12 protein-coding genes are annotated in these 13,032 nt (G+C 40.7%); 4 read left to right on the top strand and 8 right to left on the bottom strand.

The window, feature by feature from the left end:
* Positions 1–138: 138 nt before the first annotated feature.
* Positions 139–600: a universal stress protein gene (locus B3V51_RS12060; protein ID WP_286708495.1), complete on the top strand. Its 462-nt coding sequence runs from the start codon at positions 139–141 to the stop codon at positions 598–600.
* Positions 601–758: 158 nt separating this feature from the next.
* Entirely contained in the window at positions 759–1,220 is a 462-nt protein-coding gene (locus B3V51_RS12055) for a universal stress protein (protein WP_058025444.1), read from the top strand.
* A gap of 99 nt (positions 1,221–1,319) precedes the next feature.
* Here B3V51_RS12055 and B3V51_RS12050 read toward each other — a convergent pair whose 3' ends face one another.
* Positions 1,320–2,255, bottom strand: a complete 936-nt coding sequence (locus B3V51_RS12050) for a LysR substrate-binding domain-containing protein (RefSeq protein ID WP_212564169.1) — start codon at positions 2,253–2,255, stop codon at positions 1,320–1,322.
* 222 nt (positions 2,256–2,477) lie between these two features.
* Here B3V51_RS12050 and B3V51_RS12045 point away from each other — a divergent pair, with 222 nt between their 5' ends.
* Positions 2,478–3,602 carry a YeiH family protein gene (locus tag B3V51_RS12045; protein WP_286708494.1) on the top strand — a complete coding sequence of 375 codons (1,125 nt, stop codon included), beginning with the start codon at positions 2,478–2,480 and terminating at the stop codon, positions 3,600–3,602.
* Between the two features lie 181 nt (positions 3,603–3,783).
* On the opposite strand, the gene cspE is transcribed toward B3V51_RS12045, so the two are convergent.
* Together cspE and B3V51_RS12035 are read right to left on the bottom strand one after the other, a co-directional pair.
* Positions 3,784–3,993 (bottom strand): transcription antiterminator/RNA stability regulator CspE, encoded by a 210-nt coding sequence (gene cspE, locus B3V51_RS12040; protein ID WP_025644841.1) that lies wholly within the window; start codon positions 3,991–3,993, stop codon positions 3,784–3,786.
* Between the two features lie 235 nt (positions 3,994–4,228).
* A complete protein-coding gene (locus tag B3V51_RS12035) occupies positions 4,229–4,654 on the bottom strand; it encodes a YbaN family protein (RefSeq protein WP_286708493.1) in 426 nt (141 codons plus the stop codon).
* 827 nt (positions 4,655–5,481) lie between these two features.
* Between B3V51_RS12035 and B3V51_RS12030 the strand changes: the two genes are divergently transcribed.
* Positions 5,482–6,378: an ABC transporter substrate-binding protein gene (locus B3V51_RS12030; protein ID WP_286708492.1), complete on the top strand. Its 897-nt coding sequence runs from the start codon at positions 5,482–5,484 to the stop codon at positions 6,376–6,378.
* A 103-nt stretch (positions 6,379–6,481) separates the two neighbouring features.
* Here B3V51_RS12030 and B3V51_RS12025 read toward each other — a convergent pair whose 3' ends face one another.
* The 5 genes from B3V51_RS12025 to B3V51_RS12005 form a co-directional block, all read right to left on the bottom strand.
* The gene (locus B3V51_RS12025) at positions 6,482–7,528 is read right to left on the bottom strand and encodes an N-6 DNA methylase (protein ID WP_212564166.1); all 1,047 of its coding nucleotides are present in this window, start codon (positions 7,526–7,528) and stop codon (positions 6,482–6,484) included.
* A complete protein-coding gene (locus B3V51_RS12020; protein WP_212564165.1) occupies positions 7,521–8,492 on the bottom strand; it encodes a hypothetical protein in 972 nt (323 codons plus the stop codon). Before B3V51_RS12020 ends, B3V51_RS12025 begins: the two co-directional genes overlap by 8 nt.
* The gene (locus B3V51_RS12015) at positions 8,485–10,368 is read right to left on the bottom strand and encodes a hypothetical protein (protein ID WP_212564164.1); all 1,884 of its coding nucleotides are present in this window, start codon (positions 10,366–10,368) and stop codon (positions 8,485–8,487) included. The genes B3V51_RS12020 and B3V51_RS12015 overlap by 8 nt, the downstream gene beginning before the upstream one ends.
* On the bottom strand, positions 10,365–11,285 hold the full coding sequence (locus tag B3V51_RS12010) for a phosphoribosyltransferase-like protein (protein WP_286708491.1): 921 nt from the start codon (positions 11,283–11,285) through the stop codon (positions 10,365–10,367). The genes B3V51_RS12015 and B3V51_RS12010 overlap by 4 nt, the downstream gene beginning before the upstream one ends.
* A 403-nt stretch (positions 11,286–11,688) precedes the next feature.
* Positions 11,689–13,032, bottom strand: a 1,344-nt coding sequence (locus tag B3V51_RS12005) for a class I tRNA ligase family protein (protein ID WP_286708490.1), incomplete at its 5' end; no start/stop codon positions are given.

Below are 13,032 nucleotides of genomic sequence, written 5' to 3'. Positions count from 1 at the left end.
TATAGTCAATCAATATTAAAAGTGGTACAAGGCAGACGAGTGCAAGTACTACAGTAGTAGGCTAAACGAGTCTAACGCTGTAACACTTTAATAGTGGTTCGACTATACCATGAAGTTCGCTACCAATAGGAGCACCTCATGAGCTACCAACACGTTTTACTGGTTACTGACTTATTATCCGATGCAGACAAGGTTGCTCTAAAAACCAAACGTATACTCGCAGGCTCTCCTAAGGCCAGACTGTCTGTCCTGCATATTGTGGAAGACGATATGGTGCGCTTTGGGTATGAATTAGTACCTTCCTCTAGCCTATCAGGCGATGTCCATAATGAAAAATGGCAAAAAGCGCGTGCTAAGCTGGCGCAGTTTCTGGAGTGCAACGAGCTAGAAGCAGTCAACTCTGAGGTGACAGCTGCCATTTCTAACAGTAAAGGTATTGTTGACTACTGTCATGAAAAAAAGGTCGACTTACTCATTATTGGGCGTCATGAACGTCACGGTATCGCTGCTTGGTTAGTCGGTGCAACAGCCGATAGTATCTTGCCAAACGTCCCTTGCGACAGCCTAGTCGTCAAGCTTGATGAGCCAGTATCAGAATAAGGGGTCTGGCTCAACATTCGAGTTAACCTGTTATTTGTTAGCATTGCACTCGGGTGTTGTTCTATATCAAAATCTATGTCACAAAGAGAGACAAGCATTACTTAACAGCGCTCTACAGTAGTGCTATAGTAAATACTATCTGACATGAGGAAGACGTTATGAGTTACGAACATATTTTACTGGTCACCGACTTACTCTCTGATGCGGATATCGTCGCGCAAAAGGCCAAGCGCATCGTTGAAAACCGTCCCGGTTCTAAGTTGTCTGTGCTGCATATTGTCAAAGATACCATGGTGGGCTTCGGCTACGAGCTGGTACCTGCGTCAAGTCTTTATGATGAAATTGATGACGAACGCTGCCAAGAAGCACGGGCAAAACTGGCACAATTCCTTGAACGCAACCAGCTCAATGCGGCAACGTCAGAAGTCACTACCGCTATCTCTAGCAGTGAAGGTATTGTCAGCTACTGTCATAAACACGACGTCGATCTGTTGGTAATTGGTCGCCATAAGCGCACGGGCATTGCCGCATGGATCAGTGGCGCGACAGCAGATAATATCTTGCCTAACGTGCCTTGCGACAGCTTTGTAGTAAGGCTTGATAAACCAGTTTCGACGTAGTAATTTGCTTTGGCTATATGGAATTATTAGTTAACAAAAAGCGCCCTATCATGATTGATACGGCGCTTTTTTATTCCTTATATTTTGACATTACCTCAGTTAATCTTGTTGGATAATATCTATAAACGTCTGCCAAATGGGGCTTTGATGACGGGCTTTGTGCCATACCAGCCACCATGTCCGCGACAGATCGATTCCTGCAACGCTTACTTGCACCAGCTCACCTGTTGCCAATCCTGTCTCAATCACATGCTGCGATAGGCAGCCAAGACCAATATCTGCACTCACCATATGTTTGATGGCTTCTGATTGGTGTATGGCCTTTACCACTTCTGCATTGGGTAGATACTTTAGCAACTGCTCATCGATAATCTGCCGTGTGCCCGACCCTGCCTCACGTACGAGTAGCGGCAACTGTGCTAGCTGATTAATAGTCAGCTGATAGCAGCCCTCATCTTGGCTATAGGTAGCGACGTTCTTTAACCATTTACTATCACGTTTGGCAAATATCATCAGCGTATCCGTTCGCCATTCGCGCTGCTCAATGGCTTTCATGTCTATCGGACGCGGCATCCCTTCTACTAAAGCAATATCGATATTAAGCTGCTCAACCTCACTCACCACCTCCTGAGTATTGGCAATATACATATCGACATTGGCATCTGGTAGCGCCTCATATAACTTACCAAGCAATGATGGCAGCACGTAATTGCCAATCGTGGTACTCGCCCCGATATGTATCTGCCCCGCCTGATATTGGTGATAATGTTCAAGCGTGAGCGATTGCCCCAAGATAGCCTGTGCCTGTATATAAATAGGATGGGCATTGGGATGCTGATTAAGCCTGCGACCGACGCGCTCAAACAATGGCATCTGTAATCTAGACTCAAGCTCTGTCAGCGCACTGCTGACCGCCGACTGTGATAAATGCATCTCTTCACTGGCACGGCTGGTGCTACCTGTCTGGTAAATACTGACAAAAACAGCGAGCTGCTTAAGTGTAATCTTTGGCAATGTCTGTACAGATTTTTTCATGTTATTGATGATGCCTTATGTCATTTTTTAGCCTGTCTTATTCGCTATACATGTCTTTTTTTGCTACTCATGCGCGGTATATCTATTTCTACCGTAAACACTAACCTAAAATATCGATAGTTTATATCTTATTAATCTGTTTTTATTATAAATATAGTCAGCTTATACTGTCTACTCATAAGCTTATGCTTATTTTAATATCAGTAATAGGATATGCCTCTTATGCATACACTAGCCAAATCAGTCAGTCGCTCAGTGAGTAACTACATTCCAAGCCAACGCCACTTGGCTGGTTTGGCTGTGGTACTGATCGGTGGTTTGTTTTGCTTATGGTTAAACACGAGTTTGAATATGTGGTCAAACGGGCGTATCGTTGGCTTATCCTCTTTAACGCTCGCGATCTTGCTGGGTATGATATTGGGTAATACCATTTATCCCAAGTTCACTGAGCGTCTAAACGGCGGTGTTTGCTTTGCTAAGGGTCAGATTTTACGCCTCGCGATTATGTTTTATGGATTTAAGCTAACTATGACGCAAGTTGCGAGCGTTGGTATGCCAGCGATTATGACCGATGCACTCGTATTGACGTCGACCTTTCTACTGACCTATTGGCTAGGTACTAGATGGTTAAAAGTCGATAAAGAAACGGTGATTTTGATTGGCTCGGGCGCAAGTATTTGCGGTGCTGCTGCCGTCATCGCCGCAGAGCCAGTGGTCAAGGCCGAAGCGCACAAGGTGACGATCGCTGTGGCGACGGTAGTGGTATTTGGCACCATTGCCATGCTGCTCTACCCTTTTTTATATCAGCTTGGTTGGTTACGGCCTTGGCTCAGTGCCGAGCAGTATGGCATGTACACGGGCTCAACCGTACATGAGGTGGCGCAAGTCGTGGTCGCAGGCAATGCAATCAATACTGAGATTGGCGATACCGCTGTCGTGACTAAGATGATACGCGTTATGATGCTCGCGCCTTTTTTGCTCGTATTATCATTTGCGCTAACCAAAGATCGCCCCGTAGATAATGCCGCTATAGACGATGAGGACAGTAAAAACGAGGCAGCGTCATTTATGACCCGCGTCAAGCAAGTCAAAGTGCCATGGTTTGCGTTTATTTTTATCTTAATCGTGCTGCTGCATACTTGGATACCAATGTCTAAAAGTATCGAGCAAAGTATGGTGATGTTAGATGATGTGATGCTGACGATGGCGATGTTTGCGTTAGGCTTAACCACACATATGAGCGCCATCAAACAAGCTGGCGTCAAGCCGCTGATTTTAGGAGCAGTGATGTTTGGCTGGTTAATACTGGGCGGTGGTCTGATCAATATCGGTATTAGCTTTATATAATAAGTCAATTGCTCACGCTTATTGACTTACCTCAGTACCCAGTACAAAAATACCTCTAACTATCCATATAGTCGGAGGCATTTTTATATCTGTCGTTTCATTTAACACCGAATGACAAACGAAAAAAAAACGAACCCGAAGGCTCGTTTTTTATCTTGCTCTATTTATCTATAAAGACAAATTAGATAGCAACGATATTATGTGCTTGTGGGCCTTTTTGGCCTTGAGTTACAGTGAACTCAACTTCTTGGCCTTCAGCCAAAGTTTTGAAACCTGAGCCTGAGATTTCGCTGTAATGAGCGAAAACGTCTGCGCCGTTTTCTGGAGCGATGAAACCAAAACCTTTAGCTTCGTTGAACCACTTAACTGTACCTTTTTGAACGTCTGACATAGTCATAACCCTGATATTTAATTTATTTGTGGTCTAATAGACCGATAACGCTTGCAAATAGCTACTGAACGATAAATATTAAAACGAAGGATTATAACTAATACTACGAGGTAATGATTTGGTGCAGAACTGCTCTTAAGCTTGGATGTATTATAGGGGGAACATCCTAGTATCGCAAGCCTTATCTCAGGTTTTATGTAACTGGACTTAACTACTGCCCTATATATTGGCGACTTTATTTGGCATTTGGCAGACGAAACAAATAGACGGCAACCCCGCTACAGACCAGTGCTACCAGCCATGCTGCCCATGTCATATCAGCGGGCAGACGATAAAACAACATGGCAGTCGATATCGCCATCATGATGGTCGCAAGCCACTTAGCATAGAGCGGTACTGCATGATTTTCTTCCCAATCACGGACGTATTTGCCAAAGTATTTGTGATTGATCAGCCAAAAATGAAAGCGCCGCGAGCTACGTGCCCAGCACCCTGCCGCCAGTAATATAAAAGGCGCAGTCGGCATGACGGGCAGTAATATCCCAATAATACCTAAAATAAAAAATACCCAGCCAAGCGTCACAAAGGTCCAGCGTATCATTAGACTTCTGGATTGGTTGGTCTTAGGCCTATGATAAAACGTTTTTTTATTATGGGTCATATAAGTGATGTCGATGGACGGTGCGGTGAATGATTTTGGTAGCCATCAAAAGTATTTACATGGCTACTTGTATGAATAACCAAGCATGCAATATCACCAAAAATTGTACAAGCCCATTTATACAAGCTTTTTGCTATCGATCAGTATCGTTGGTTAGTGATTGGGTAAGTACCAATGACAAATACTGCGCTCTTCTACTAACACGTCGATTGCAAGCGCTTATAAGATTGAAAGCGCTTATAAAAAGCCGTCACAAATGAGAACTGTTATAAAGGGCGGTTAACGAGCGTCAGTCATCACCTTTCATTGTCATTCCTGATACGCTTGCATCACCGCTTACAAGTCGTCTATAGTAGAACCTCAATAAAATTAATGCAGCATAGGAAACCGCTCGATTAAATGCTACTTTTCTTGCTTGCTGTGACTGCGTCTCCAGAGGCTGCGAAAAATAGCGTTTAATCTTGCTATACCATTTTTATAATGGTTTCACTATATGATGATGCAGTAGCCATCAATAATAGTCATTAGGAGTACTGATCAAAGATAATGCAGCACCACTCAATCTTGTCGGGGTGCTTTGTTTTTAACCTTATAACGATTGTTAAAACCATTGCTGAGAGACACCCGTGAACCTGAAGCAGTTAGCACTGACGTAGGAAACAAGCATGACAGACCCTAAGCAGTCTATAAATAAGAGAAACCTCTACCTGACGCGCTGATCTGATAGCGCCTTACATGTTGAGATTTTGCCTTTCTTGTTTTGCCTTTTTTGTTTTATTTAAACAGCATCAGTCTGATTGTTTTCTATCATTAAAAAGGAAACAACCATGCAGCCGACCACCAAATTGACCCTTACCCTCGAATGGTTTTTGAACCCTGATCACCTGCCCTTTATCGCGGGTGTGACCACGGGCGCATATGAGCAGGCAGGGCTAGATATCACTATCATTGAGCCTGATGACCATTATGATGGCTTTGCTGAATTGCAAAATCAAAGCATCGATCTGCATGTGAATGAGCCGATTCATCTGTTTGAGCATTACGCGCCGAATCTGCGTGCGCTTGGCTGTTTTTTTGAGACCGATGGCGGCATATTGATGCAGCAGTCCAGTATGGATAAGCTCAAGAACAATCAGCCGATTCGCATTTGTACCCCAGCGGCTGAAGAAAAGACCAATCGTATTGGCTTTGAGATATTAGCCCGCTATGCTAAGAAAAACGGCTTTAGTATCAGCCGTGATAATGTGAGCTTTGTACAAAAAGACTTCTACCATATAAAAAACTTGCAAGAAGACCCAAGTCTCGATGGTGCATGGCTGTGCTTTTATAACTTTGAAGGCGTTGAAGCGACGCATGAAGGGCTAGACTTTACGTTTATCGATCAGCACCTGTCACCTTATCCGAATTTTTCGGCGTTAGAAATCCTCACGACGGATGAGATCTATAGCGCGAAAAAAGACGCGATAGATACCTTTATCCAAGTGACCAACCAGATGACTGAGCTGTGTAAAAATGATCCAGAGACTGCCCATCATATGTATTACAACTATAGTAAAACTGAGGCGGACGCGCTGATGGATGCGATCATCGATAATACGTTGGGCAGATTGATCACGCCAATCACGCCTGATGCGAGTAAGTGGCAAGAGCTACGCGAGATGCTAGCCGAAATCGATATCGTAACGTTGACCGATGAGCAATATCAATCGCTGTGGGCGCTATAAGCGTTAAAATAGTTTGAGTAATAAAAAACCGCCATCGTGTTTGGTGTGGCGGTTTTAGATTTAACGATTTTCAATATCTATATATAATATAATTTCACCTAGATTAAAGCTGATCTATTGCTTTAGAAACGTATGTAGTTATTTTCACCAAAGTTGTATAAACCGCCCCAGTACCACTATAATTTTTTTTGAAATCTTTCCAGTCTTTAATTATGAAGGTTTTTAGTTCTTTAGCGTTAATCTCACTATTACATAGGATTGCAAATAGACAATCAGAGATTACTATCTCAGTACCTATAGGTAGATAACAAATTTTATCTTGCGAAAAATTCCCAACTCTAGGTATGAGTAAAGCTGGTCCTACTATAATATGCTCGGATACAACTCTAATACTTGTATTGATATGCACTAAGGCATTATTTAGGTCTGTAGTATGTATCAAAGGGTAACTCAGCTCATCATTACTATGCTTTGCCTTAAACATCTGCATTTTCCCTCTTACTACTGCTACTTTATTACTAGGAACAAAGTTACTTGGTAAGTAATCTTGAACAAAAGCTGGCTTAGCCTTTCTCAGCCGAACAATAGAGACTCTAGGACTAACGTTTTTGAATTTTGAATCATAAAAATCTTCTATTACCTCTAACTCATACAGTTTAGATAAGAAAATAATAGCATCTCTATCCCTATCACTAGATAAGCAACCATTGGGTAAAATTGCGACTAGATAACCATTTTCTTTTAAAAAGCACATAGCGTAATACACAAAGCTTAAAGATATACTGGATTGAATATTTTCAGAACAGTTATTCCAATGTAGCAATCGAACATCATTTTGATTAAAAGGAGGATTGAGTAAGACCAAGTCTATTTTTTGATGGAAACTGAAAATTTCAGAACCAAGTACCTGCTCTGTTTTGAGAAAATCTAAATTATAAACAGCCCAATCATATTTTTTTAATTCAGACACAGTATCTGAACAATAATCATTAGCAACAATTTCAAGATTCTGCCATTTTTTTTTTGCAGCCTTCAGTAAGCTACCTTCACCACAAGAAAAATCAGCAACTATATTAGGCTCAAAGCCATTAGGTACTAAGCTTACTAAGACAGAAGCTAATTTGGGATCAGTATAGTACTTATCAAACATTTCTATTTTTTCTTTTAGTTCTTGAGGTAATCCTATCTGGCTTTGCTTTCACTAACGCAGATACGTGGTAAACATGTAGCTTAGAAGTTCCGTCTGTTCTACCAGCCTTTCTAACAGGGTGATCGTAAATTATTTCTACCTCTGGATGATTTAGATAATACATAATAGCAGCTAAAGCATGTGGCTTAGTTCCAATAGGGGCTATTTTTAGCTGCTTACCTTGGTGATTATTATATATGTTATCTAATTTATAATAACAGCTAAACGGACAGTCACTTGGAACATAAATCATAGACTCCCATGCTCTAGTACCTTTTAAAACGTCCATATTATTTTCTAGACTTTCGAAAATATACCATGGACGGAAGCCTGGTAAACCTACTATTGGAAATATATTCCTATGGTTAGGTTGTACTTGTTCCATAAGATATTTGAAGCGTGCACCTTCAAATCCTAATATGGGTATCAATACGAATTCACTACTTTCTTGATTAAAGTTTGCAAATCCTGGCAATGGATAAATACCTCTAATTTTTTCACTCAAATCATAGAACTGGCCTTGAATTGAGGTATTACTTAACATATAAGAGCTAGGTTCGACATACACTACGAGAACGGTAAAGCCTTCGTCAATTGCAGACTTTAAAATTGCAGACCAAGATGAATGGGACATTCCTGTTATATCTATATATACATTTCTACTTCTATCTATATTTGACCACAGCTTGGATAAACTTTTTGAGCTTCTTAACTGTAGCTCCAGTTCCCCTACGGTAATACTAGAGCCGTCTTTATCTATAATTTCTATCAGAGTTCTGTCCGCATCCAAATTGAAGTTACTAATATGAGTACTTCTGAACTCATCACTTTCACCATAAACATATACACTCTCACTTTTAGGCTCGAACTCTGCTGGTGTGCTGTACGTGTCAGTTAAAATAGGCCTCTCTTTCAAACTATTCATAGTAACCCTCAAATAACTGCATCTGATCGGGCAAATCTAATGAAGGCTCTTGACTTCTATTTGACTCCAATACTTTTTTTATACCTTCATGTGGTCTATAAACCAAAGAAAGTAAATCATTCGAGTTTAGAGTTATTTTTCTTTTTTTGCGATAAGAAAATACAAAAAATGCAGAGAAAATTGGATGTATCATATAATCATAATCTTTAGTACTATTTTCTTCGGTTAGTTTATTTCCTGAATGTCTAATTAGAGCTAAATGCATAATGGCTTGTCTAATTATTTTATTAATACTTTCTTCATCTTCTGCCTTGAACCTAATCTGAAACTGATTAGCTTCAGGAGTTTGATTTAAAGGTTTAGAAGCTAGTACACCAAATATACGACCAAGGCTGAGCAAAAGCTTTGTTAACTTAGCTCCTTCAACACTCAAACCCTCTAACTCAGAGAGATTTTTCTTGCCTACCTTGACAGCAGCATATGTCTGTATGGCAGGAGATATTATCGGATACTCATTTACTTCCTCTTTATTTTTACACTCCTCTAAGTAATCTTTCAAAACTGTATCAACTAATTCTAAAAGGTACCTTATATTTCCATTCGCAAGGGCCAAAAGAGTATCCCAACCACAATAATATTTTCTTATTCCAGTTTTCCCTTCTCTAATACCAAATAATGAGGCATAGAAATGATTATTCAGTCGATTTTCCCACTTACTTTTATCCGTTAACCATTCGTCTAACAGACTACTTACTGACTCCCTTTTCTTTTTACTCCAATAATGAATGAAGTACTTATGACCTAAAGAAATATCTAGAGCAGATTTTATCTCTCTATCATTTAAATTAGCATTAAAATCACTTTCAACAGAGTTATTGCTTCCTAAAAGTAACTCTGCTTCTTCAAGGTTACTCAAAGGCTTTAAAATATCAACAATATTTAGTTTTTCGTCGTCAATGATTGAGTGATTTAAACGAGCATTAACAACTAACTCTGCAAAACCTTTAAAATCTTTTGTCACAAAAACTTCAGTTAAATTTATTTTTACATAGTCAGCAGGAGATGTAAGCTGCTCATTATCATTTAAAGTAGACCTTTCTCTAAAACCTAACTCTCTAACTCCAATCTTAAACGTATAATAATCATTATTGTGCTTAATAAGAGTATTCACTATTTTTTGCTGATAGTCCTCAAAGTTTTCAAACTCATCTATTAGAAAGAAGAACTGTTTATTTTTTAATGCAGTATCTGATGTTAGTGATTGACTTAAAATATCAATTGGAGCACCACACATCGTTATGTTTTTTGGAGGCTCATCGATTGCCTGATTTATTGATGCCTCAAACTCAATTATAATTATCTCTAGTTCTTCACTTAATTCCTCTAAATTTCTAATATCATCTGTAATATGTAACGCTCTAAGTATTTTTTTCCAGTTTTGTTCTGTTATATTTATACTTTCTTCAGTGTGCTTTTCAAACCATAGAGCAAATTTCAACAATTCGAAGCAAAAACTCAAGTTAATATAGTGACCAAAGTAACTAATCCATTTATCTGGGCTGATCTCACTTCCTTTGAAAGCTGATACTCTATTAGTATTAACTCTATAGTAAAGCCCATAAAACTCTAAGGCAGAGCTTTCGAACTTTCTACCTTTTTGCATCTTAAGAGCATATTGACCTTCGTATGACAGCCCTTTTAGTACAGTAGTTTTTCCAGTACCTCTACCACCAATCAACACACAGGGACGGCTTTTCTTCAATTCGGAGAAATATCCTGGCTCATTAAAATAATCGAACAATTTAGTACTAAGCCATTCTGCCTTGTATAAACCGATTAATTCTTGAGCTTCAGTCAATTGTTTTACGTAGTTCATAGTGAATCCCTATTTATTAAAGGCTTCCATCCCCTTTCATTAAAATAAAAGATTGGTAAAGTAGCATCAGGTGTCCCATGTTTAAACCCTATAGCTAAACCTAATTTATGGAACCCTTCCCAACTTACTAACTTAGTTCCGTCACCATTATCTTGCACTCTTCCATTAGCTTGGGGTATGCCTGCTCGAATACTAGCATTTTTGACAAATTCAGGACCACCAGCTTTGAAGCCTTTCCAAATATAGGACTGATTATGCAAAGCTGAATGTTCCTTACCTATAAAATGTGAAGCGATTAGATTAACTTTGGTACAATCTTGCTGTATTCTTAACTTGCCTATTTCCGTACAAATTATTGGGATATAGTGAAAAGTACATAACGTATCTTCTGCTAGTGTTTCGAAACAATGAGGCGTATCGAAATAACCTTGCCAGAAATCTACAAATTGATTACCAGATCCAACAAAATCATCCACAAAAACAAAGTGTGCATTTACGCCTGACAAAATAATTTGAAATGCTTCACTTACTGTTTTTAGTCTATTTTCTGGTATACCTAAGATGTCTCTAGCCATTCTGGTAAAAATATAACCACTGTCTGCATCACTAGGCTCTTCTCCTGTGACTTTAACTATATAACAGTTATCTAAAAAATTATGCCATTCTACATCTGCAGAACCATAATTAGACTTCCTAGAATTTGGTATAATTGATTTTGAAATAGCCATAAAATTACTTCTAAACATCTGAGTAATCATATCATCAGAGAAATAGATAAAACTTTTGAGTAATCTTTTTGCATAAGGAAGTTCTTCACTCGTAAAATTCTCTAGCCAATCATTAGGTGAAAAATATTTTCTTTCAGGCCAAACTCCTATGTCAACAAGTTTTGTAAATTCATCGTCTAATAAGTTCATTCTTGTTCCCTAAAAAATACTATTGCTTTCTTTTTCGATATATTAAAGCTACTTTTATGCTTGTTTTTTCAGATGCTTATTTTTGCATGATGAACGAGTGCCGATCTATACTTCAGAGATGTGCTGCTTCATAACTCACTGGCTCTTACTTTATTTAATAATTTCGTTGATGAGGTAGGACTCTATCAGATTTCGCAAACAATACTACATGATTAGTTACATTGTGATAATCGCATTTAGCTTGCGATGATATATCTCATTACAGAACATGTTAAATAATAGCACACAAATATTCAGTTATACTGTAGGATCTAAAGCTATTCAGAGAACTAATCAGTAGACAATAAAAACGCCATCAAAATCGTGACAACGTTCTTTATTACTATAGATATTTATGAATTATTTACAACGCCTTTAACTGCTCCATCTGCCCCGCCATAGTCTTAAGCTGACCTTCTAGCTCAGCCAGTTTCGCCTTCTCCGCATCGACTACTTCGGCTGGTGCTTTACTCACAAAGCCTTCATTACTCAGCTTACGCGAGATACCGTCGGCCTGCTTTTGTAGCTTTTCATGCGCTTTGTCCAGACGTGCCAGCTCAGCCGTTGGATCGATCAGTCCTTTCATCGGTACCAGCACGCGTAGCTGACCGACCATACTTGATGATGACAATGGCACCTCATCATCTTCTTTGACGATCTCTAAGCTCTCGACTTTGGCCAGTGCTTTAAACTGGTTTTTGATACGTGATAGACGCGCTTCTTCCTCATCTGCGATATTTTGTAGCAATACTGGTAGGCGTACGGCGTTACCCAGCTTCATCTCACCGCGAATATTGCGGATACTGGCGATCAGCTCTTGTAGCCATGCCATGTCCGCCTCCACCTGCTCACTGATCTGCGCATTATCAGCTTGAGGATAAGCTGCGACAACGATGCTGTCGGTATCTTTACGGCTCAGCAGTGGCGCGACAGTCTGCCAAATCTCTTCGGTCAGATACGGCATGATCGGATGGCTAAAGCGCAGCGCCGTCTCGAGCACATGCAGCAGCACGTAGCGGATTTGCGCTTTACGCTCGTCTGTCACCGAGTCGTCATTGAGGCTGGCTTTGGCAAGCTCAACGTACCAGTCGCAGTATTCGTTCCAGATAAACTCGTACAGGGCGTAGGCGGCCAGGTCAAAGCGGTACTGGTCCAGGTGACGGATCACCTCCTGCTCGCAGTGCTGCAGTTCGCTGATGATCCAGCGGTCTGCCAGTGACAGTTCCACCGGCTCATTGTTCACGCCGCAGTCTTCGCCTTCCGTGTTCATCAGCACATAGCGGGCGGCATTCCACAGCTTGTTGCAAAAGTTACGGTAGCCTTCCAGGCGCTTCATATCCCAGTTGATGTCACGGCCGGTGGTGGCCATGGCCGCCAGGGTGAAGCGCAGGGCGTCGGTGCCGTGGGCAGCGATGCCTTCGGGGAATTCCTTTTGGGTGCGCTTGCCGATTTTTTCGGCCAGCTTGGGCTGCATCAGGTTGCCGGTGCGTTTTTCCAGCAGGTCCGGCAGGCTGATGCCGTCGATCATATCCAGCGGGTCGATCACGTTACCCTTGGACTTGGACATCTTGTCGCCGTGCTCGTCCCGGATCAGGCCGGTCACGTAAACGGTCTTGAACGGCACCTGCGGGGTACCATCTTCGTTTTTCATGAAGTGCATGGTCATCATGATCATCCGGGCAACCCAGAAGAAGATGATGTCAAAACC

The sequence above is a fragment of the Psychrobacter sp. UBA2514 genome (assembly GCF_002341255.1).
GTDB classification, from domain to species: Bacteria; Pseudomonadota; Gammaproteobacteria; order Pseudomonadales; family Moraxellaceae; genus Psychrobacter; species Psychrobacter pacificensis.
Note: the sequence above shows the minus strand (reverse complement) of the source record. Positions and strands in the feature narration are given on the sequence as shown.